This is a genomic window from Micromonospora marincola (genome assembly GCF_056150385.1).
Window position 1 is genome coordinate 39,728 of the sequence record NZ_JAXCFT010000020.1, and the last position, 21,495, is coordinate 61,222.

A 21,495-nucleotide genomic window follows, 5' to 3' on the forward strand; every position below is an offset into this window, starting at 1 on the left:
TCCGATGGCCGCCCAGGTACGCGTTCTCCGGCAGCGGATCCGTTCCGCCAAGGGGATGAAGAAGATCACCAAGGCGATGGAGCTCGTCGCGACGAGCCGCATCGCCAAGGCCCAGGCCAAGGTGGCGGCGTCGCTGCCGTACGCCCAGGCGATCACCGGCGTGCTGACGGCGCTGGCCTCGAACGCGCGGATCGACCACCCGCTGCTCACCTCGCGTGAGCGGGTGCGGCGGGCGGGCGTCCTGCTTGTCACGGCCGACCGCGGCCTGGCCGGCGGGTACAGCTCGAACGCGATCCGCACCGCCGAGTCGCTCATCGCCCGGCTGCGGGCCGACTGCAAGGAGCCGGTGCTCTACGTCATCGGCCGCAAGGGCGTGGCGTACTACCGGTTCCGCAACCGGGAGATCGCCGGGAGCTGGACGGGCTTCTCCGAGCAGCCGACGTTCGACGACGCCCGCGAGGTGGGTGACACGCTGATCAAGGCGTTCACCGCCGGCGCGGACGACACGGACGGCCACGCCGGCGCGGACGGGATCCTCGGCGTGGACGAGCTGCACATCGTCTACACCGAGTTCAAGTCCCTGATGACGCAGAACCCGGTCACCCGGATCATCGGCCCGATGGAGGTCGAGGAGCGCCCCCGGTCCGAGGCGCCCGGCGGCCTGCTGCCGGCGTACGAGTTCGAGCCGGAACCGGAGTCGCTGCTCGACGCGCTGCTGCCGAAGTACATCAACACGCGGATCTACGCGGCGTTGCTGGAGTCGGCGGCGAGTGAGTCGGCAGCGCGTCGGCGGGCGATGAAGAGCGCCACCGACAACGCCGAAGAGATGATCGAGAAGTACACGCGTGAGATGAACTCGGCCCGTCAGGCCGGGATCACCCAGGAGATCAGTGAGATCGTCGGCGGCGCGAACGCGCTGGCCGCGTCGGGAAGTGAAGTGTGATGACTGTATCCGCAGTGGAGACCAAGACGGCCACGGGTCGCGTGGTCCGGGTCATCGGCCCGGTCGTCGACGCCGAGTTCCCGCGCGACGCCATGCCGGAGCTGTTCAACGCCCTGCACGTCGACGTGACGCTCTCCGGCGGTGAGAAGACGCTGACCCTGGAGGTCGCCCAGCACCTGGGTGACAACCTGGTCCGCGCCATCTCGATGCAGCCGACCGACGGCCTGGTCCGTGGCGCCGACGTCCGTGACACCGGCGCGCCGATCAGCGTGCCGGTGGGCGACGCGGTCAAGGGCCACGTGTTCAACGCGATCGGCGAGTGCCTCAACCTCGCCGAGGGCGAGACTATCCAGGCCGACGACAGGTGGGGCATCCACCGCAAGGCCCCGGCCTTCGCGGACCTGGAGCCGAAGACCGAGATGCTGGAGACCGGCATCAAGGTCATCGACCTGCTCGCACCGTACGTCAAGGGCGGCAAGATCGGCCTGTTCGGCGGCGCGGGCGTGGGCAAGACGGTGCTCATCCAGGAGATGATCACCCGGGTGGCGCGGAACTTCGGTGGCACCTCGGTCTTCGCCGGCGTGGGTGAGCGCACCCGCGAGGGCAACGACCTCATCGCCGAGATGACCGAGTCCGGCGTCATCGACAAGACCGCGCTCGTCTACGGCCAGATGGACGAGCCGCCGGGCACCCGGCTGCGGGTGGCGCTCTCCGCGCTCACCATGGCGGAATATTTCCGCGACGTGAAGAAGCAGGAGGTGCTGCTCTTCATCGACAACATCTTCCGCTTCACCCAGGCCGGTTCCGAGGTCTCCACGCTGCTCGGCCGCATGCCGAGCGCCGTGGGTTACCAGCCGACCCTGGCCGACGAGATGGGCGAGCTCCAGGAGCGGATCACCTCCGTCCGGGGCCAGGCCATCACCTCGATGCAGGCGATCTACGTGCCCGCCGACGACTACACCGACCCGGCGCCGGCCACCACGTTCGCCCACCTCGACGCGACCACCAACCTGGAGCGGTCGATCTCCGACAAGGGCATCTACCCGGCCGTGGACCCGCTGGCGTCCTCGTCCCGGATCCTCGCCCCGGAGTTCGTCGGCGAGGACCACTTCGCCGTCGCCACCGAGGTGAAGCGGATCCTGCAGCGCTACAAGGACCTGCAGGACATCATCGCCATCCTCGGCATCGAGGAGCTCTCCGAGGAGGACAAGCTCACCGTCGGCCGCGCCCGCCGGATCGAGCGGTTCCTCTCGCAGAACACGTACGCGGCCGAGCAGTTCACCGGCGTGCCCGGCTCGACGGTCCCGATCTCGGAGACCATCGACGCCTTCCGCCGGATCAGCGAGGGGGAGTTCGACCACTTCCCGGAGCAGGCGTTCTTCATGTGCGGCGGCCTGGAGGACCTCAAGGCCAAGGCCGAGGAGCTGATGGGCGAGGAGGGCTGAGAGCCCGCTCACACCACGAAGGCCGCGCCGACATTTCGTCGGGGCGGCCTTCGCCTGTTCAAGGCCGGTCACGTACCCGGCGTCCGGTTCACCGGCAGGCGGTCCGGAGAAGTGCGCGGTACCGTTCGTGACACGAATTCGCATCGCGGCCGTTGATCTCTGCAACGGAACGGACCCCCGCGCCCGTCTCTTCTTCGTGGGCGCGACGATTGGAGATGCTCGTGGGTAAGGGCGGCACGGATCGCGGCAAGCGGTCCCTGTGGCGTGGCGTGCCCCGGTGGGCCCGGGTCTGCACCATCCTCGGCATCGTCATGGTGGTGCTCAGCGGCTCGGTGCTTGTGGGCTACCACACACTCGTGGCGCGCTACGAGGGCGCGGTCGGCAAGGGAGATCTCTTCGGCGAGCAGGCCGCAGGCGCCACCGAGAAGAAGAGCGACATCAAGGGCCCGCTCAACATCCTGCTTGTCGGCATCGACCCCCGTAACCCGAGGACCCGGCCGCTCTCCGACTCGATCATGATCCTGCACGTGCCGGCCGGAATGGACCGGGGTTATCTCTTCTCCCTCCCACGTGACCTGCGGGTGGACATCCCGGCCTTCCCGAAGGCCGACTACCGCGGCGGCAACGACCGGATCAACGCCGCCATGTCGCACGGCAGCAACGTGCCGGGCAAGGACCCGAGCGCCGCGCAGGGCTTCGAGCTGCTCGCCAAGACCGTCCAGGAGGTCACCGGCATCAAGCGGTTCGACGCCGGCGCGATCATCAACTTCAGCGGGTTCAAGAAGATCGTCGACGCCATGGGCGGCGTCGACATGTACATCGAGCGCGACGTGAAGTCCGAGCACCTCAAGCCGGACGGTTCGGCGCGCCAGCTCCGGCCCGGAGGCGGCGGCTACCTCGGCCCGCAGGCACGGTACGAGAAGGGTGACGCCCACCTCAACGGCTGGCAGGCGCTTGACTACGTCCGCCAGCGCTACCCGAAGAACGGCGTGCCGGACGCCGACTACGGCCGGCAGCGACACCAGCAGCAGTTCGTCAAGGCGATGGTGAGCCAGGCGTTCGGCGCCGACGTGGTGGCCAACCCGATCAAGCTGGACCGGGTGCTCCGCGCGGCCGGGCAGTCGCTGATCTTCAACGGCCGGGGCAACAGCGTCGTCGACTTCGGGCTCGCCCTGAAGGACATCCGCCCCGACGCGATCGAGACGATCAAGCTGCCCGGCGGCCCGATCGGAAGCGGCAGCGCCTACCGGGGTGAGCAACTGTTCGACCCGGCCGACGACTTCTTCGCCGCCCTGCGCGCCGACCAGCTCGACGCGTTCCTGCTGGAGCACCCCGACTTCAAGCAGAAGAGCAAGTAGCCTGAGCGGGTGCGGGACGCCGTGGTCCGGCTCTCACCACCCGCCGTGGGCAGGCGTCGAGGGCGCGACTAGACTTTCGGCAATCCGCCGCCGCAGCAAGGAGACAGCGTGGCACAGCAGCTTCACGTCGAGCTCGTAGCCGTCGAGGAGAAGGTCTGGACCGGTGACGCCGAGATGGTGGTCGCCCGCACGACCGAGGGTGAGCTCGGTGTGCTGCCGGGGCACGCGCCGTTGCTCGGCCAGCTCGCGGAGCCCAGCCAGGTCCGCATCAAGCAGGCCGGCGGCCAGCAGGTCGCGTACGACGTCGCCGGCGGCTTCCTTTCGGTGACCGGCGAGGGCGTGACAGTTCTCGCCGAGAGCGCCACCCCGGCAACCCCGGCCCGCTGAGCCGACCCGCCGATGGAGATCGTGGAAGGGATCGGAATCGGCGTCGCGATAGTCGTCGTCGCGCTTCTGATCCTCTTCATTCGGCGGGCCCTGTTCACCCGTAGCGGGGGCATCATCCGGCTGAGCGTCCGGGTCACCACCATGCTCGACGGTCGCGGCTGGTCGCCCGGCTTCGGCCGCTTCGTCGGCGACCAGCTCCGTTGGTACCGGATGTTCAGCTTCGCGCTGCGCCCGAAGCGGGTGCTCTCCCGCAAGGGACTGGCGGTGGAGCGACGCCGGCTGCCGGAGGGGCAGGAGCGCCTTTCGATGCCGTCCGACTGGGTGATCCTGCGCTGTACCTGTGACCATGCTCCGGTCGAGATCGCCATGGCGCGGTCCACGGTCACCGGCTTTCTCTCCTGGCTCGAGGCCGCCCCTCCGGGGGCGGCCTCGCCGCGTATGGCCTCCCAGGACTGGCCCGCCGCCTGACGCGGGTTCGATCGACTGCTACCCGGCCGTCTCGACGGGGACGGCAGGGCGGTGGAGGGCGGGACGAGCCGCGGACAGCTCCGGACCCTGCGACAGTGCCTCCTCTTCCAGTACCTGGTCGGTGCCTTTGGAGCTGAGCGCAGAGACGACTCAGACCGCCATGCCACGGTGTCCACCCGCCGCCACCGCTGCTGGGTGGGCCGGGATGTCGAGTCCGGTGGCGGCGGGTGGAACGTCACGGGTGTCTGCGGCGCCCTGACACACCCATACCGTTCCAGTCGTCGCCCGGGCGGAGCGTGGGTGGAACGGTATGGCTGTCTGCGGCGCCCGGAGACGCCCCTGGCGTTCCAGTCGCGGGCTTGGGGGAGCACGGGTGGAAAGTCAGGGGTGTCTCACGGTGTGCCGGAATCCCGGTCGCCGTGTGCGGCCGTGTACGGCCGTGTGTTCCGGGTGGGTGGGGTGTCCGGTTCGGTGGTGGTGGGTGGCACTCTGACGGTGGAATCGGCCCGGGGGTGCGGGCGTTGTAGCCGGGTGAACGACCGAGGAAGGCCAGCGCACCGGTTCGCCGCGCGGCCGACCCGCCCCAGGAATGACGGTGGGCAGCCGGTCGTTACACATCCTCCCGGCCCCGTGGTGTGGCCCTGCCCCGCGGAACAGCCGGTCCCCCGCGAAAGCTTTGAGTGCCTGACGGTGCCTGCGCGCGTGCCGACCCCCCTCGGTGCGTGTTGTCGACCCCCGGAATGGAGCCCCTGGTGAACACGATCCTGCGTAAGAGCGTCCTGGGTGTTGCTGGTCTCGCGTTTACCGGTGGTGTGTTCGCCGGTCCGATCGCCGCCCACGCCGACACCCCCGCCCACACCACCGCCAAGCCGGCCACCACGGCGGTGCAGGTGGAGGGCAAGCAGTCCACCATCACGCTGAACGACGAGCAGACCGCGAACGTGAAGGCGATCATCGCGGCGACGAAGAAGGCCGGCCTGCCCGAGCGGGCCGCGGTCATCTCGATCGCCACCAGCCTCCAGGAGTCGAAGTTGGAGAACCTGGGTCACCTGGGTGACACCAACGACCACGACTCGTTGGGCCTGTTCCAGCAGCGCCCGTCGAGCGGTTGGGGCAGCCCGGAGCAGATCACCGACCCGGAGTACTCGACCCTGGCGTTCCTGAAGGGTTTGAAGCAGGTCGACGGCTGGCAGGACATGCCGGTGACCGAGGCCGCCCAGACCGTCCAGGTCAGCGCCTACCCGGATGCGTACGCCCAGTGGGAGAAGCAGGCCACCGACCTCGTCAACAAGCACTGGAGCTGATTCACGCAGAAGGCCGGCACCCCGCAACGACGGGGTGCCGGCCTTCGGGCTGCCGCACGTGTTAAGCGGGGCCCCTTCCTCTACCGGAGGCGTTAAGCGGGGGCCCCTCCTTAACCGACGCGACAAGCTCCACCTCGTACCCCTGTCCGTCGGTGAGGTAGGCGGCGTAGCTGTCCGGGCCGCCGGCGTGCGGATACCGGTCCGGGAAGAGCAACGCCCAGCCGTGCTCGGGGGCGGCGGCGACCAGGCGGTCGACGGCCGTCGGCGGGCCGGCGTGGAAGGCCAGGTGGTTGAGGCCCGGCGCGAGCCGGTCGTGGACGCGGCCGGTGAGCGCCCGAGACTCCTCCAGCACCAGGTAGGTGGGCCCGTGTCGCCAGGACCGGCCGGCCGGCCACTCCTGGTACGGCGTCCAGCCCAGCTCGCCGAGAAGCCACCCCCAGGTACGTCTGGTCGCCTCCAGGTCGGGTACCCAGACCTCCACGTGGTGCAGGCCGCCGGCGGTCATCGCTTCCCGCCCGGCACCCATAGCACGTCTCCGCCCGGATTTGCCGTTCTTGACAGGATGAAAAGTAGATCGGAGAGCCGGTTGAGATACTTTGCCGGGAGGGTGCTGGTCCGGTCGGAATCGTGCGTGACAAGCGCCCATGCCGCACGCTCGGCGCGCCGAGCGGTCGTCCGTGCCACGTGCAGCAGCGCCGCGCCCGCGGTGCCGCCGGGGAGGATGAAGGAGTCGAGCTTGCTCAGGCGCGCGTTGTACTCGTCGCACCAGCCTTCGAGACGCTCGACGTACTCCTCGGTGACCCGCAGCGGCGGGTACGCCGGGTCCGGCTCCACCGGGGTTGCCAGGTCCGCTCCGACGTCGAACATGTCGTTCTGCACGGATTCCAGCACGGTGCGCAGGTCGTCGGGGAACTGCCCGAGGGCGAGAGCGACGCCGATGGAGGCGTTGCACTCGTCGACGTCCGCGTACGCGACGATCCGTGGATCGGTCTTCGGCACCTGCTCGTTGTTGCTCAGCCTGGTCATGCCGGCGTCGCCGGCCTTGGTGTAGATGCGCGTGAGGTGGACGGCCATGACGCACAGCCTACGGATACCGGACCTGACCATCCCGGTGCGGCCGGACCGGCCGACCGCGGTGGGCCCGGGCGACGCCGGCGACCCGGCGCTCAGCGACGTCGACGTCATCCGGGTACGTGGCCAGGCCCGGCTGGCCGGCACCGTGCACGTGGTGGGCGCGAAGAACTCGGCGTTGAAGCTGATGGCCGCCGCGTTGCTCGCGCCCGGCCGCAGCGTGATCACCAACGTGCCCCGGATCACCGACATCGCGATCATGGGCGAGGTGCTGCGGCGGCTCGGCTGCGGCGTACGCTTCGGCCCGGACGACCCGGTCGACCCGATGGTGGCCCGCGGCGGCAGGGAACGGTCCCGCTCGGTCGTCATCGACGTGCCGGAGCGGCCCGGCGCGGAGGCCGACTACGAACTGGTCCGCCGGCTGCGCGCCTCGATCTGTGTGCTCGGCCCGCTGCTGGCCCGACGCGGGCACGTGCGGGTGGCCCACCCGGGCGGCGACGCGATCGGCTCGCGCGGCCTGGACATGCACATCGCCGGGCTGGCCCGGATGGGTGCGGAGATCTCCGGTGAGCACGGGTTCGTCATCGCCGAGGCGCCGGACGGGCTGCACGGCGCGGACATCGTGCTCGACTTCCCGAGCGTCGGCGCCACCGAGAATCTGGTGATGGCGGCCGTGCTGGCCCGGGGCGGCACGACGATCGACAACGCGGCCCGGGAGCCGGAGATCGTCGACATCTGCACCATGCTGAACCGGATGGGCGCCCAGATCGCCGGCGCCGGCACGTCGACGCTGCACATCGCCGGTGTGCCGGGCCTGCGCCCGGTGCGGCACGCCACGGTGGGGGACCGGATCGTCGCCGGCACCTGGGCGTTCGCCGCGGCGATGACCCGGGGCGACGTCACCGTGACCGGCCTCGACCCGGCGTACCTGGCGGTCGCGCTCGACAAGCTGGTCGCGGCCGGCGGCCTGGTGGAGACGCGCGGTGACACCTTCCGGGTACGAATGGACGACCGGCCGGCGGCGGTGGACGTGGTCACGTTGCCCTATCCGGGCTTCGCCACCGACCTGCTGCCGATGGCGATCGGGCTGGCCGCGGTCAGCGAGGGCGGCTCCCTGATCACGGAGAACATCTTCGACGGCCGGTTCATGTTCGCCAACGAGATGATGCGGCTCGGCGCGGAGATCCGTACCGACGGCCACCACGCCCTGGTCTGCGGCCGGGGGCGGCTCTCCGGCGCCCCGGTGCGCGCCACCGACATCCGGGCCGGCGCCGGTCTGATCATCGCCGGGCTCTGCGCGGACGGGATGACCGAGGTGTCGCACGTGCACCACGTCGACCGGGGCTACCCGGACTTCGTGGCGGACCTGCGGGCGCTCGGCGTCGAGGTGGAGCGCGGCACCGCGCCGGAGGAACCGGACCTGGCCATCTGACGCTCCTTATCCCTCGTTAAGTAGGGTTCTTCGAAGACAGTGGAGAACCACGGGCGAGGGAGAAGCAGATGGCGGGTCGACTGGCGGTCGTCGGTGCCGGGCTGATGGGCTCGGGCATCGCCCAGGTGGCGGCGCAGGCGGGCTGGCAGGTGACGCTGCGCGACGTGGACGACGCGGCCACTGAGCGGGGCGTCAACGGCATCCGGAAGTCGCTTGCGAAGTTCGCCGAGAAGGGCAAGATCGAGGCGTCGGACGTCGAGGCGACGCTGGGCCGGATCACCCCGACCACCGAGCTGGAGGCGGCGGCCGACGCGGACATCGTGGTCGAGGCCGTCTTCGAGAAGATCGAGATCAAGCACGAGGTGTTCCGCGCGCTTGACAAGATCTGCAAGGCGGACGCGGTGCTTGCCACAAACACCTCGGCCATCCCGGTCACCCAGATCGCCACCGCCACGCAGCGTCCGGAGTCGGTGGTCGGCACCCACTTCTTCTCGCCGGTGCCGATGATGAAGCTCTGCGAACTGGTCCGGGGCTACAAGACGAGCGACGCGACGATGGACACGGCCAGAGGTTTCGCCGAGGAGATCGGCAAGACGGTCGTGGTGGTCAACCGGGACATCGCCGGCTTCGTCACCACCCGGCTGATCTGTGCCCTGGCGATGGAGGCGGTCAAGCTCGTCGAGGCCGGCGTGATCTCCGCCGAGGACCTGGACACCGCCTGCAAGCTGGGTTTCGGGCACGCCATGGGCCCGCTTGCCACGGTCGACCTGACCGGCGTGGACGTGCTGCTCAACGCCACCCGCAACATCTACACCGACACCGCCGACGAGAAGTTCTTCCCGCCGGAGCTGCTCCAGCGCATGGCCACCGCAGGCGACCTGGGCCGCAAGACCGGCCAGGGCTTCTACCCGTACTGATTGCGGCTACCGCCCCGGACGACTCACGTCCGGGGCGGGGTGAGCGCGGCGCCGAGCAGCGCGAACGCGTCCGGGATGACGGTGCCCCAGTAGCCGAAGTTGTGCCGCCCGTCGGCCCAGGCCGCGCGTACCGGGCGCTCGGGCAGCGCCCGGGCCAGGGCGCGGACGTCCTTCAGGAAGTTGTCCTGCCGCCCGCACCAGAGCCCGACGGGGGTGCCGCGCAGTTTGTCGACGCCTGTGAAGACCGCGTCGCCGGGGCTGACCGCGGGGGAGAAGGCCGCGGCCATCCGCAGCCATTTCGGGTACGCCTCGGCGAGCAGCAGCGCCCCGAAACCGCCCATCGACCAGCCCCAGACGGCCAGCCGGCTGCTGTCGAAACCGCGCCGGGCGCACCAGGCGGGCACCTCCTCGCGCACCATCCGCTGGGGGTCGTCGTCGCCGGTCCGGCGCCAGGCGAGCCGTCCACCTGTCGCGCCGGCGAGCGCGAACGGCGGGGCGCCACGGCGTACCGCGTCGGTGAGGAAGCGGGCCAGCCCGAACCGGCCGTAGTCGCGCGGGGTGGCCGAGGCGCCGTGCAGCACCAGGCAGACGGGCAGGCCACGGCCGTCGCCGTACCCCTCGGGCACGGCGGTCCAGAAGTCCACCTCCCGGCCCCGGGCGCCGGAGGCGATGCGGGTCAGCCGCTCGTCGCCGGCCGGCGCGTCGGGCAGGGCGGGGGCCGGCCCGGGGCGGGGCTCGGTCAGTTGCCGGGCGGCCAGCCCGCCGACCAGCCCGGCGCCGGCGATCCCTCCGGCGGCGGTGAGCAGCGTCCGCCGGCTCAGCGTGCGTCCCATGCCGGGCAGTGTGCCACCCCGCGTGTTAAGCGGGGCCCCTTCCTATACGCCAGGCGTTAAGCGGGGGCCCCGCCTTACACCTCAGCCGTCGCGGCGGGTGGTCCAGCGGAAGGTGGTGAGGCACAGCAGCAGGCCGATGACGCACCATGCGCCCAGCACCAGCGCCACCCGGCCCAGCTCGAACGAGCCGCCGGGCTCCTGGGCGCCGAAGCTGTCCGGGAGGAAGACCGAGCGCAGGCCCTGGCACATCCACTTGAGCGGGAAGAGCGCGGCTACCTGCTGCATCCAGGTCGGCAGGCTGGTGAAGATGAAGAACACGCCGGAGATGAACTGGAGGACCAGCGCGACCGGGGTGACCACGGCCGAGCCGCTGCGGGCGGTGCGGGCCAGCGACGAGATGGCGATGCCGCACAGCGTGCAGGCGGTGACGCCGAGGACGGCGACCCAGCCGAACGTCAGCCACTTGGCGGCGGTCTGCGGCAGGTCGAGGTCGAACAGCGCCACCGACACGGCGAGCAGCAGCGCGGTCTCGGCGATGCCGATCGCCACCACCATGATCACCTTGCCGGCGAACCAGACCCACTTCGGCATCGGCGTGCCCCGGTAGCGCTTGAGCACGCCCCGGTCCCGCTCGATCGGGATCCAGATGCCGAGGTTCTGGAAGCTCACCGTCATCAGGCCGGTCGCGATCATGCCGGTGATGAAGTATTGCGTGTAGCTGACGCCCGGGGCGATCTCGTCACTGAAGATCGCCGCGAAGATCAGGATCATGATGATCGGGAAGCCCATCGTGAACACGACGGACTCCCGGCTGCGCAGGAACTGGGTGATCTCCAGCCGGCCCTGGCGCAACGCCAGCGTGCCCGCGCCGGGCCGTCGGGCCGGTACGGCGGCGACCGGGGCCGCCGGCTTCGTCGTGGTGGTCATCGGCTTCCGATCATCCGCAGGTAGACGTCTTCCAGGGTCGGCCGGCGCACGGCCAGGCCGGGCACCTCGCCGCCGAAGCGCGCGGCCAGCTCGGCCACGAGCGCCGTCGGCGTCGCGGTCTCCGCCGACCCGGCCTCCCCCTCGGGGGTACGCCAGGAGACGGTCGCCAGCGACTCCTGCCGGTTGCCCAGCCGGCCCGGCGGCGCGACCTCCACCACCCGGCCGGCCGCGATCACACCGACCCGGTCGGCGAGCGCCTCGGCCTCGTCCAGGTAGTGGGTGGTGAGCACGATCGTGGTGCCGGCGGCGGAGAGGTCCCGGATCAGCTCCCAGAACTCGCGTCGGGCCTCCGGGTCGAAGCCGGTGGTGGGCTCGTCGAGGAAGAGCAGCTCGGGGCGGCCGATGATGCCGAGCGCCACGTCGAGGCGGCGCTTCTGCCCGCCGGAGAGCGTGTGCGTGCGTGCCTTGGCCTTGGCGCCCAGGCCGACCCGCTCGACGACCTTGGCCGGGTCGTCGGCGTCCGGGTAGAAGCCGGAGAAGTGTCGTACCACCTCGCCGACGGTCAGCTCGTCGAACTCGCCGGTGCCCTGGAGCACGATGCCGACCTTCGCGCGCCAGCCGGCGTCGGCGTGGGCCGGGTCGGCGTCGAGCACCCGCACCTCGCCGGCGTCGCGGTGCCGGTAGCCCTCCAGGATCTCCACCGTGGTGGTCTTGCCCGCGCCGTTCGGGCCGAGCAGGGCGAACACCTCGCCCCGGTGGACGTCCAGGTCCACCCCGGCCACCGCGACGTTGTCGCCGTACGTCTTGCGCAGTCCCCGTACGGAGATCGCGAGCTGCTGGTCCATGCCTCAAGTGTGCGTCCTGCCGCCACTCACGGCGGTCCCGGGTTAGCTATATACGCGAGGTATACACCGGGTGTAGTCTCGGTCCATGACCGTTCCCCTGACCCTGCTCGGCCTGCTCGAACGCGAGCCGAGCCACGGCTACGACCTGAAGCGCGACTACGACACCTTTTTCGGCCGAGGCAAGCCGCTGCCCTACGGGCAGGTCTACTCGACGCTCAGCCGGCTGGCCCGGGACGGCAAGGTGGTGGTCAGCGAGGTCGAGCCCGGCGCCGGCCCCGACCGCAAGCGCTACGTCATCACCGACCGGGGCGCCACCGAGGTGGAGCACTGGCTGACCGAGCCGGTCGAGCCGGAACCGCACCTGCAGACCGTGCTGTTCGCCAAGGTCGTGCTCGCCCTGATGCTGGGCCGACCGGCCGAGGACTACCTGGACACGCAGCGCGCCGCCCACCTGCGCCGGATGCGCGAGCTGACCGAGGTCAAGCGGGCCGGCGGGCTCGTCGACGTGATGCTCGCCGACCACGGCCTCTACCACCTGGAGGCCGACCTGAGATGGATCGAGATGGCCGGCGCCCGACTGGACGCCCTGCGGAAGGCGGTACGGCGATGACCGTGACGATCGAGGCCCGGGACATCACGCTCTCGTTCGGCGACACCCCGGCCCTGCGCGGCGCGAGCCTCGCCGTCGACGCCGGCGAGGTCGTCGCCGTGATGGGCCCCAGCGGCTCCGGCAAGTCGACGCTGCTGCATTGCCTGGCCGGCATCCTGCGGCCCGACTCCGGTGAGGTCCGGATCGGCGACGTGCGGATCGACACGCTCGGCGAGGCGGAGCGGAGCGCGCTGCGCCGCGACCGCTTCGGGTTCGTCTTCCAGTTCGGCCAGCTCGTCCCCGAACTCACCGCGGCGGAGAACGTCGCGCTGCCGCTGCTGCTCGGCGGCGTCCGGCGTGCCCCGGCGCTGCGGGCGGCCCGCGCCTGGTTCGAGCGGCTCGGGCTGGGCGGCCTGGAGCACCGCCGCTCCGGCGAACTCTCCGGCGGGCAGGCCCAACGCGTCGCGCTGGCCCGTGGCCTGGTCGCCAAGCCGCAGGTGCTCTTCGCCGACGAGCCCACCGGCGCGCTCGACTCGCTCACCGGCGAGGAGGTGATGGACCTGCTCGTCGACACCGCCCGCGAACAGGGGACCACTGTCGTCCTGGTCACCCACGAACCGCGCGTCGCCGCGTACGCCGACCGGGAGGTCATCGTGCGTGACGGGCGGATCAACGCGCCGGCCGGGGTCGCCTCGTGACCGCCCTCGCGCTGCGCCTCGCCGTCGCGGGCGGCCGGGAGGCGCTCGTCCGGCTGGCCGCCATCGCCGCCGCCGCCGCGATCGGGACCGGGCTGCTGCTCACCACAGTCGCCGGCGTGCACGCCACGAACGCCCAGCTCGGCCGGTACGCCGCGATGTACCCGCAGGAGACGGCGGGCGGCGCCGCCGACCCGCTGCTCTGGTCGACCCGGACCGACTACTTCCACGGCGCCCAGATCCAGCGCGTCGACGTCGCCGCGACCGGGCCGACCGCGCCCACCCCGGTCGGCGTGCCCCGGGTGCCCGGTCCCGGCGAGTACTACGCCTCCCCGGCGCTGCGGAAGCTGCTGGCCGCCACGCCGGGCGACCAGCTCGGTGACCGCTATCCCGGCCGCGACCTCGGTGCCGTCGGCCCGGCGGCGCTCACCTCGCCGGAGAGCCTGCTCATCCTGGTCGGCGGGACGCCGGAGCAGGTGGGCGCGCTGGATCGGGTCCGGGAAGTCACCCGGGTGGCCGGCAACGAGGCGCCGCTGCCGGAGACCGCGATCGACCTCATCCTCGGCGTGGTGGTCGGCGGGCTGCTCTTCCCCGTGCTCATCTTCATCGGCACCGCGACCCGCCTCGGCGCCGCCCGCCGGGAGCAGCGCTTCGCCGCGATGCGCCTGGTCGGCGCCACCCCACGACAGATCTCGGTGGTCGCGGCCGTGGAGGCGGCGCTCGCGGCGGCGGTCGGCGCCGCGGCCGGCTTCGCCCTGTTCCTCGCGTTCCGCGGGCAACTCGCCGCGATCCCGTTCACCGGCATGCCGTACTTCCCCGGCGACCTCTCCCTCGGCGCGCCGGACGTGCTGCTGGTGGCGCTCGGTGTGCCGGCGGGCGCGGCGGTCGCGGCCCGGGTGGCGTTGCGCCGGGTGCGGATCTCCCCGCTCGGCGTCACCCGGCGGGTGACACCGAGGCCGCCGCGGGCGTACCGGTTGATCCCGCTCGTGCTCGGCTTCGCCGGGCTGGGCCTCGGCCTGCTCTACCGGCCCGTCACCGGCGACGGACAGACCGCGCTCTTCCTGCCCTCCCTGCTGCTGGTGATGACCGGCCTGGTCACCGGCGGGCCCTGGCTGACCATGGTCGGCGCGCGGGCGATGGCCGCCCGTGCCAGCCGGCCGGCGGCGCTTATCGCCGCCCGCCGGCTCGCCGACAACCCGGCCGCCGGCTTCCGGGCGGTAAGCGGGGTGATGCTCGCGCTCTTCGTGACGACAGTGGCGGTCGGCATCATGGGGACGATCGCGGCCGAGCGCGGCCCGGCCCCCCGAGGTTCGCTGGAGGCCGGTCGGCTGTCCTTCAACCTGGTGCACGACGTGCCGGTGCCGGCCACGCTGCTGACCGACCTGGCCGCGGTCCCCGGCGTGCGTGACCCGGTGGTCGTCCGGCAGAACCCGGCGCGCGGCGGCGGGTCCGGCGTGATCGCCTGCGCGGACATCCCGCCGGCCTACGGGCGGTGCGCGCCCGGGGTGGCCGTGGCCGAGGTGGAGTCGGGCCTGATCCCCTGGCGGGAGTCCGCCTCGGCGGCCCGGATCTGGCCCGCGTCCACTGTCGATCCGGCCGCCCTCCCGGGGCTGCCGGTGGATTCGGTGGCGCTCGACGCGGACGGCCCGGCAACCGTGGAGCGGGCCCGGACGGTCATCGAGGCGGCGTTCCCCGCCTACGTGGTGGCCCCGAACGTGCCGGGCGACTTCGAGGCCGACTTCGCGGACACCATGCGGGGCTGGCAGCGGCTGGCCGACGTGGTCGTGGTGTCCAGCCTCGCGCTCGCCGGGTGCAGCCTGGCGGTCGCCGTGGCGGCCGGCCTCGGCGAGCGGAAGCGGCCGTTCAGCCTGCTGCGGCTCAGCGGCGCGCCGGTGCGGCTGCTGCGCCGGGTGGTGGCGCTGGAGAGCGCGGTGCCGATGCTCATCGTCGCCGCGGTCGCCGTCGGGATGGGACTGGTCGCCGCGCACCTGTTCCTGCGCGCGCAGATGGACTACGACCTGCGCCTGCCCGGGGCCGGGTTCGCCGCCGTGGTGGCCGTCGGGCTGCTCGGCTGCCTCGCCGTCATCGCCGCCACGCTGCCGCTGCTGGAACGCATCACGGGTCCGCAGACCGCCCGCAGCGAGTGAGCCGCCAGGTGGGCCGGCCACATCCGGAGCCCCGGCCGGCCCACCGGCGCAGCCATCCAACTGTGTGGTTTTGCACAGCCTCTTTTACTGAACGGTAACTTAGACTCCGGCCATGGACGACGCGATGCCGGGACGCCTGCCGGAGCGGGACCGCCCGTGGGTGATGCGCACGTACGCCGGGCACTCCTCCGCCGCGGCCTCCAACGCGCTCTACCGCCGCAACCTGGCCAAGGGGCAGACCGGGCTGTCGGTCGCGTTCGACCTGCCCACCCAGACCGGGTACGACCCCGACCACGAGCTGGCCGCCGGCGAGGTGGGCCGGGTCGGCGTGCCGGTGGCGCACCTCGGCGACATGCGGGCGCTCGTCGACGGCATCCCGCTCGCCGAGATGAACACCTCGATGACGATCAACGCGCCGGCCATGTGGATGCTCGCGCTCTACGGCACCGCCGCCGCCGAGCAGGGCGCCGAGCTGAGCCGCTGCGCCGGCACCACGCAGAACGACATCATCAAGGAGTACCTGTCCCGGGGGACGTACATCTTCCCGCCGGCCGCCTCGCTGCGGCTGACCGCCGACGTCGTCGCGTACACGCTGCGGGAGATGCCGCGGTGGAACCCGGTGAACATCTGCTCCTACCACCTCCAGGAGGCCGGCGCGACGCCGGTGCAGGAGGTCGGCTTCGCGCTCGCCACCGCCGTCGCCGTGCTTGACACCGTGCGCGACTCCGGCCAGGTGCCGGCCGAGCGGATGGGTGACGTGGTCCAGCGGATCTCCTTCTTCGTCAACGCCGGGGTGCGCTTCGTCGAGGAGATCGCCAAGATGCGCGCGTTCGGCGCGCTCTGGGACGAGATCACCCGTGACCGGTACGGCGTGACCGAGGCGAAGCAGCGCCGGTTCCGCTACGGCGTCCAGGTCAACTCGCTGGGCCTGACCGAGGCGCAGCCGGAGAACAACATCCAGCGGATCGTGCTGGAGATGCTCGGCGTCACGCTCTCCCGGGACGCCCGGGCCCGGGCCGTGCAACTGCCCGCCTGGAACGAGGCGCTCGGCCTGCCCCGCCCGTGGGACCAGCAGTGGTCGCTGCGCATGCAGCAGGTGCTTGCGTACGAGTCGGACCTGCTCGAATATCCCGACCTGTTCGACGGCTCGCACGTGATGACCGCGCTCGTCGACGACATCGTGACAGGCGCCCGGGTCGAGCTGGACAAGGTGCTGGAGATGGGCGGCGTGGTGACCGCCGTGGAGTCCGGCTACCTGAAGAGCGCGCTCGTCGCCTCGCTCGCCGACCGGCGCCGGCGGATGGAGTCCGGCGCGGACGTGGTGATCGGTGTCAACCGGTTCACCGAGACCGAGTCGTCCCCGTTGACCGCTGCCGGCGCGGAGGCGATCGAGCAGGTGGACCCGGCCGTCGAGGCGGCTGCCGTGGACGGCGTACGCGCGTGGCGGTCCGGTCGGGACGCGGCGGCCGTGGACGCCGCGCTGGACCGGCTGCGCGCGGACGCCGCGACCACCACCAACCTGATGCCGGCGACGCTCGCCTGCGTGGCCGCGGGCGTGACCACCGGGGAGTGGGCGGGCGCGCTGCGCCTGGTGTTCGGCGAGTACCGGGCGCCGACCGGGCTCGCCGGCGCGGCCGGGGCCGGCGGCGACGCGGGTCTCGCCGCGGTCCGCGAGCGGGTCGCCGCGACCGCCCGGGAGCTGGGCACCGGCCGGCTGCGCCTGCTTGTCGGCAAGCCGGGGCTGGACGGGCACTCCAACGGTGCCGAGCAGATCGCGGTACGCGCCCGGGACGCCGGCTTCGAGGTGGTCTACCAGGGCATCCGACTGACCGCCGGGCAGATCGTGGCCGCCGCCGTGGAGGAGGACGTCGACCTGGTCGGCCTCTCCGTGCTCTCCGGCTCGCACCTGGCCGCCGTGCCGGCGGTGCTTGACGGGCTGCGCGCCGCCGGGCGGGGTGACCTGCCGGTGGTGGTGGGCGGCATCATTCCGCCGGCCGACGCGCGGGCGCTGCTCGCCGCCGGGGTGGCGCGGGTGTTCACGCCGAAGGACTTCGCGCTCACCGGCATCATCGACGAACTGGTCACCGTCATCCGCGAGCGGATGTAAGGCGGGGGCCCCGCTTAACGCATTCGGTAGAGGCGGGGGCCCCGCTTAACACCGGAACCGGCCCGGCAGCGCGCGCAAAAGCCTAAAGTCGGGGCAAGACACCACGGAAGGGCGGAAAGATGACCGCGTCGATGGAGATGCCCCGGGTTCAGGAGTGCGCCGTCCGGTCCTGCGCCTACAACCACACGAACGACTGCCACGCGTTCGCCATCACGATCGGCAGCAGCGACCACGCGCACTGCCACACCTACGTGGACATGCCCGTGCGCGGTGGCATCGAACAGCTCACCGCCCAGGTCGGCGCCTGCTCACGCGCCGACTGCCAGCACAACGCCGACCTGGAGTGCCACGCCCCGGCCATCACCGTCGGCCCGGACATGGACATGGCCGACTGCATGACGTACCGCAGCCGCTGAAGCGGCGCGTGGTCAGACCCGGAACCCGGCCGCGCGGGCGGCGGCACGCTCGCGCCGCCGGTCCTTGCGGCGGCGCACCAGCCAGATGACGAAGGCCACCAGGCCGACCGCGAACACCAGCACCAGCACCGGCAGCAGGATCGCCACCACCGACATGACCACGCTCGTGGCGTCCTCGGCGGTGCTGGCCACAGGCGCGCCGAAGCCGGCCGTGGCCGCGTTGACGACCGGCCGGGCGGCGGCCTTGAGCAGGTGCACGCCGAGCGCGATGAGTACGCCGACCACCACCGGCACCCACTGGTGGGTGGAGAAGAACGTGTCCGGGTCGCTAACCGTGACCGTCTCCGAACCGGAGCCGGCGCCGAAGGCCAGGCCGCCGGCGGTCGGCCGGACCACCGTCTGCACCATGTCGTTGACGTGGTCGACCACCGGCACCTTGTCGGCGACCACCTCGACCGCGAGCAGCACGGCGAGGATCAGCAGTACCCAGCCGTTGCCGAGCCACTGCCAGCCGCCGGGCAGCTCGATCAGGTTGGTGTAGCGGGCCAGCAGGCCCATCAGCATCAGCGGGATGTAGGCGTTGAGGCCCGCCGAGGCGGCGAGACCGGAACCGGTGAGGACTTCGAGCACGATCTCAATATGGCACCGGTACGCCAGTGGCGCTCGTCGGCGCCGGCCGGGGGCTCGGCTACCCTCGTCGGGTGCGGTTGGTCATTGCGAAGTGCTCGGTGGACTATGTCGGACGACTCTCGGCCCACCTGCCGCCGGCGACCCGGCTGCTCATGGTGAAGGCGGACGGCTCGGTGTCGATCCACGCGGACGACCGGGCCTACAAGCCGTTGAACTGGATGAGCCCGCCATGCCGGCTGGAGGAGGCGCCAGGCGTGTGGCGGGTGGTCAACAAGGCCGGCGAGGAGCTGCGCATCACCCTGGAGGAGATCTTCCAGGACACCTCGTACGAGCTGGGCATCGACCCCGGCCTGCGCAAGGACGGCGTGGAGGCGCACCTCCAGGAGTTGCTGGCGGCCAACCCGACGACGCTGGGGGAGGGCTTCACCCTGGTCCGGCGGGAGTACATGACCGCGATCGGCCCGGTCGACCTGCTCTGCCGGGACGCCAACGCCGGCGCGGTCGCGGTCGAGGTGAAGCGGCGCGGCGAGATCGACGGCGTGGAGCAGCTCACCCGCTATCTGGAGCTGATGAACCGCGACCCGCTGCTCGCGCCGGTCACCGGCGTGTTCGCCGCGCAGGAGATCAAGCCGCAGGCCCGGGTGCTCGCCACCGACCGCGGCATCCGCTGCGTGGTGGTCGACTACGACAAGCTGCGCGGCATCGAACGCGACGAGCTGACGCTGTTCTAACGCCCCCGGCCGTACATCAGCTTGGCCACCTTGACCAGGCGCGCGACGTCGGCCGGGGTGCGCTCGAACGTCATGGACGGCAGCAACGAGCGCGCCCGACGCCGGGTGACCGCCTTGGCGCGGCCGAACTCGCGCAGCCCGTCCTCGCCGTGGATCCGGCCGAAGCCGGACTCGCCGGTCCCGCCGAACGGCAGCGTCGACATGCCGGCGAAGGTCAGCGCCGAGTTGACCGAGACCATCCCGGAGCGCAGCCGCCGCGCCACGGCCACCGCCCGCGCCCGGCCGAAGACCGAACCCCCGAGGCCGTACGGCGAAGCGTTGGCGCGCTCGACGGCCTCGTCGACGTCGCGGACCCGGTTGACGGTGAGCGTCGGGCCGAACGTCTCCTCGCGTACGGCGGCCGAGTCCTCCGGCACGTCGACGAGCACGGTCGGGTGCACGTACGGCGGCTGGACCGCCTCCGGGCCGCCGAGGACCGCCCGGCCGCCCCGGGCGACCGCGTCGTCGATGTGCCGGCGGATGACGTCGATCTGGGACGGCATGGTGATCGGGCCGAGGTCGGCCCCGTCTGCGCCGACTGTCAACCGGCCCGCCCTCGCCGTCACCTTGTCGACGAAGGCGTCGAAGACCTGGTCGACCGCGTAGACCCGCTCGATGCCGATGCAGGTCTGACCGGCGTTTGTCAGCCCGCCCCACACGGCCGCCTCGGCGGCGGCGTCCAGGTCGGCGTCCGCGTCCACGATCATGGCGTCCTTGCCGCCGGCTTCCAGCAGCACCGGCGTGAGCGTCTCGGCGCAGGCCGCCATGACCTTCTTCGCGGTGGCGGTCGAGCCGGTGAAGGCCACCTTCGACACCCCGGAGCGGCACAGCGCCGCGCCGACGTCACCCAACCCGTGCACCGCCTGGAACACCTGCCGCTCCGGCACCACCTCGGCGAACCGGTCGACAAGCCACTGGCCCACGGCCGGGGTGTACTCGCTCGGCTTGAACACCACCGCGTTGCCGGCGGCAAGCGCGTACGCGGCGGAGCCGATCGGGGTGAAGACCGGGTAGTTCCACGGGCCGATCACGCCGACCACCCCGTACGGCTGGTATTCGAGGTGGCCGGTGAACTCGGCGAGGATCAGCCGGGAGCGGACCCGCCGGGGCCCGAGCACCCGCCGTGCGTTGCGGGCGGCCCAGTCGATGTGCTCCAGCGCGGTGAGGATCTCGACCACGGCGTCGCCGACCGGCTTGCCGCCCTCGGTGTGCATCAGGTCGGCCAGCTCCTCGATGCGCCGGGCCAGCACGCCGCGCCAGCGTTGGAGCCGGTCCCGGCGGCCGGCGAAGCCGAGCCCGGCCCACCAGTCGGCGGCGGCGCGGGCCCGGTCGACGGCGGCGCGCACGTCCGCCTCGGTCGCCACCGGGAGTCGCCCGGCCTCCGCGCCGGTCGCCGGGCTGGTCGATACCAGTCGACCGGCCTCGATGAGCGGGGTTCCGGGGACATGCACAGCGGTCATGGCCGCAGTGTAAACCCGAATATTACTCACCGGTAGGTGTCGCGGGTGGCGCACGCTCGGCGTACCGATGCTCATCATATCGACGCGTGTGATAGCCGATCGCGCCCTTCCCGGCCAGCCGAACGGCGAACGGGAGATGACCGGCCGGGGTCACGGGGGTGACCACGCGGTGGTGGGGAGCCACTACGGTGACGTGGCAGGCTGGCCGCGGGGCGATGTGGGGTGGAGGTCGACTTGTCGATGGAGGAGCATCCTGAGCTGATGCCGTTGCTGACGGTGTCGGGCGGGGCGATGCGTGGGCTCAGTTTCCGGGTCGGCCGGGGCGTGCAGGTGATCGGCCGCGCGCCGGAAGCCGACGTCGTGCTCGCCGACGCGCACCTGAGCCGGCGGCACGCAAGCGTCCAGGCCACCAGCGAGGGGGTGCTGCTCACCGACCTCGGCTCGACGAACGGCACCTGGCTCAACGACGCGCGGGTCACCGGCAGCGTGCCGATCTCGGACGGGGACGTGATCCGGCTCGGCCGCACCGACCTGCGACTCTACGACCCGGGCGTGGCCCTGACCGACCCGGTCGGGATGAACTTCGGCCGGCCGCGCCGTGACCAGCGGCCCACGCTGCCGCTGCCGGTCCCGGCGCCCAGGCACCCGATCGAGGCCCGCGCGCCACAGCCGGTCGACGCAGGCTGACCGCACGCGCCACGCGCGCTCGCTTCCCAGAAACAGGGGAGTGGGGCGGGGTGTGTGGGGTGGG

At 71.9% G+C, this 21,495-nt stretch carries 22 protein-coding genes; 15 read left to right on the forward strand and 7 right to left on the reverse strand.

Translation table 11 applies throughout. The features are described from left to right. The first annotated feature begins 4 nt into the window (after positions 1-4). From SM450_RS27135 to SM450_RS27160, 6 genes are all read left to right on the forward strand, one after another. A complete protein-coding gene (locus tag SM450_RS27135; RefSeq protein WP_474622612.1) occupies positions 5-943 on the forward strand; it encodes a F0F1 ATP synthase subunit gamma in 939 nt (312 codons plus the stop codon). Further along, positions 943-2,388: a F0F1 ATP synthase subunit beta gene (atpD, locus tag SM450_RS27140; RefSeq protein ID WP_474622613.1), complete on the forward strand. Its 1,446-nt coding sequence runs from the start codon at positions 943-945 to the stop codon at positions 2,386-2,388. The genes SM450_RS27135 and atpD overlap by 1 nt, the downstream gene beginning before the upstream one ends. Positions 2,389-2,603: 215 nt before the next feature. Beyond that, entirely contained in the window at positions 2,604-3,746 is a 1,143-nt protein-coding gene (locus SM450_RS27145) for an LCP family protein (RefSeq protein WP_474622614.1), read from the forward strand. A gap of 108 nt (positions 3,747-3,854) precedes the next feature. Continuing rightward, positions 3,855-4,133 (forward strand): F0F1 ATP synthase subunit epsilon, encoded by a 279-nt coding sequence (locus SM450_RS27150; RefSeq protein WP_474622615.1) that lies wholly within the window; start codon positions 3,855-3,857, stop codon positions 4,131-4,133. Positions 4,134-4,145: 12 nt separating this feature from the next. Beyond that, the gene (locus SM450_RS27155) at positions 4,146-4,601 is read left to right on the forward strand and encodes a DUF2550 domain-containing protein (RefSeq protein WP_474622616.1); all 456 of its coding nucleotides are present in this window, start codon (positions 4,146-4,148) and stop codon (positions 4,599-4,601) included. Positions 4,602-5,353: 752 nt separating this feature from the next. Then, complete coding sequence (locus tag SM450_RS27160) at positions 5,354-5,905, forward strand: hypothetical protein (protein WP_474622617.1); 552 nt, start codon at positions 5,354-5,356, stop codon at positions 5,903-5,905. A gap of 61 nt (positions 5,906-5,966) precedes the next feature. Here SM450_RS27160 and SM450_RS27165 read toward each other — a convergent pair whose 3' ends face one another. After that, positions 5,967-6,431 carry a VOC family protein gene (locus SM450_RS27165; RefSeq protein ID WP_474622618.1) on the reverse strand — a complete coding sequence of 155 codons (465 nt, stop codon included), beginning with the start codon at positions 6,429-6,431 and terminating at the stop codon, positions 5,967-5,969. Beyond that, complete coding sequence (locus SM450_RS27170) at positions 6,407-6,979, reverse strand: cob(I)yrinic acid a,c-diamide adenosyltransferase (protein WP_474622619.1); 573 nt, start codon at positions 6,977-6,979, stop codon at positions 6,407-6,409. The genes SM450_RS27165 and SM450_RS27170 overlap by 25 nt, the downstream gene beginning before the upstream one ends. Between SM450_RS27170 and murA the strand changes: the two genes are divergently transcribed. Beyond that, positions 6,978-8,408, forward strand: a complete 1,431-nt coding sequence (gene murA / locus SM450_RS27175; protein WP_474622620.1) for a UDP-N-acetylglucosamine 1-carboxyvinyltransferase — start codon at positions 6,978-6,980, stop codon at positions 8,406-8,408. The two genes, SM450_RS27170 and murA, sit on opposite strands and share 2 nt — an antisense overlap. 68 nt (positions 8,409-8,476) lie before the next feature. Continuing rightward, positions 8,477-9,325, forward strand: coding sequence for a 3-hydroxyacyl-CoA dehydrogenase family protein (locus SM450_RS27180; RefSeq protein ID WP_474622621.1), 849 nt, complete (start codon positions 8,477-8,479; stop codon positions 9,323-9,325). A gap of 23 nt (positions 9,326-9,348) precedes the next feature. Here the strand turns inward: SM450_RS27180 and SM450_RS27185 are convergent, their stop codons facing one another. The 3 genes from SM450_RS27185 to SM450_RS27195 form a co-directional block, all read right to left on the reverse strand. Then, positions 9,349-10,158: an alpha/beta hydrolase gene (locus SM450_RS27185; RefSeq protein ID WP_474622622.1), complete on the reverse strand. Its 810-nt coding sequence runs from the start codon at positions 10,156-10,158 to the stop codon at positions 9,349-9,351. Positions 10,159-10,239: 81 nt separating this feature from the next. After that, entirely contained in the window at positions 10,240-11,085 is an 846-nt protein-coding gene (locus SM450_RS27190) for an ABC transporter permease (RefSeq protein ID WP_474622623.1), read from the reverse strand. Next, positions 11,082-11,930, reverse strand: a complete 849-nt coding sequence (locus tag SM450_RS27195) for an ABC transporter ATP-binding protein (RefSeq protein ID WP_474622624.1) — start codon at positions 11,928-11,930, stop codon at positions 11,082-11,084. Before SM450_RS27195 ends, SM450_RS27190 begins: the two co-directional genes overlap by 4 nt. Positions 11,931-12,015: 85 nt before the next feature. Between SM450_RS27195 and SM450_RS27200 the strand changes: the two genes are divergently transcribed. The 5 genes from SM450_RS27200 (at position 12,016) to SM450_RS27220 (ending at position 17,884) form a co-directional block, all read left to right on the forward strand. Next, positions 12,016-12,540, forward strand: a complete 525-nt coding sequence (locus tag SM450_RS27200) for a PadR family transcriptional regulator (protein WP_474622625.1) — start codon at positions 12,016-12,018, stop codon at positions 12,538-12,540. Then, positions 12,537-13,217: an ABC transporter ATP-binding protein gene (locus SM450_RS27205; RefSeq protein WP_474622626.1), complete on the forward strand. Its 681-nt coding sequence runs from the start codon at positions 12,537-12,539 to the stop codon at positions 13,215-13,217. Before SM450_RS27200 ends, SM450_RS27205 begins: the two co-directional genes overlap by 4 nt. After that, positions 13,214-15,361, forward strand: a complete 2,148-nt coding sequence (locus tag SM450_RS27210; protein WP_474622627.1) for an FtsX-like permease family protein — start codon at positions 13,214-13,216, stop codon at positions 15,359-15,361. The genes SM450_RS27205 and SM450_RS27210 overlap by 4 nt, the downstream gene beginning before the upstream one ends. A gap of 112 nt (positions 15,362-15,473) precedes the next feature. Next, positions 15,474-17,468, forward strand: coding sequence for a protein meaA (locus tag SM450_RS27215; protein WP_474622628.1), 1,995 nt, complete (start codon positions 15,474-15,476; stop codon positions 17,466-17,468). Between the two features lie 119 nt (positions 17,469-17,587). Continuing rightward, entirely contained in the window at positions 17,588-17,884 is a 297-nt protein-coding gene (locus SM450_RS27220; RefSeq protein ID WP_474622629.1) for a DUF1540 domain-containing protein, read from the forward strand. 12 nt (positions 17,885-17,896) lie between these two features. Here SM450_RS27220 and SM450_RS27225 read toward each other — a convergent pair whose 3' ends face one another. Next, the gene (locus SM450_RS27225; protein ID WP_474622630.1) at positions 17,897-18,514 is read right to left on the reverse strand and encodes a DUF4126 domain-containing protein; all 618 of its coding nucleotides are present in this window, start codon (positions 18,512-18,514) and stop codon (positions 17,897-17,899) included. Between the two features lie 71 nt (positions 18,515-18,585). On the opposite strand from SM450_RS27225, the gene nucS reads away from it, so the two are divergent. Then, on the forward strand, positions 18,586-19,245 hold the full coding sequence (gene nucS / locus SM450_RS27230) for an endonuclease NucS (protein ID WP_474622631.1): 660 nt from the start codon (positions 18,586-18,588) through the stop codon (positions 19,243-19,245). Here nucS and SM450_RS27235 read toward each other — a convergent pair. Beyond that, complete coding sequence (locus SM450_RS27235; protein ID WP_474622632.1) at positions 19,242-20,744, reverse strand: aldehyde dehydrogenase family protein; 1,503 nt, start codon at positions 20,742-20,744, stop codon at positions 19,242-19,244. The genes nucS and SM450_RS27235 overlap by 4 nt on opposite strands. 240 nt (positions 20,745-20,984) lie before the next feature. Between SM450_RS27235 and SM450_RS27240 the strand changes: the two genes are divergently transcribed. Continuing rightward, complete coding sequence (locus SM450_RS27240) at positions 20,985-21,431, forward strand: FHA domain-containing protein (protein ID WP_474622633.1); 447 nt, start codon at positions 20,985-20,987, stop codon at positions 21,429-21,431. Positions 21,432-21,495 lie beyond the last annotated feature (64 nt).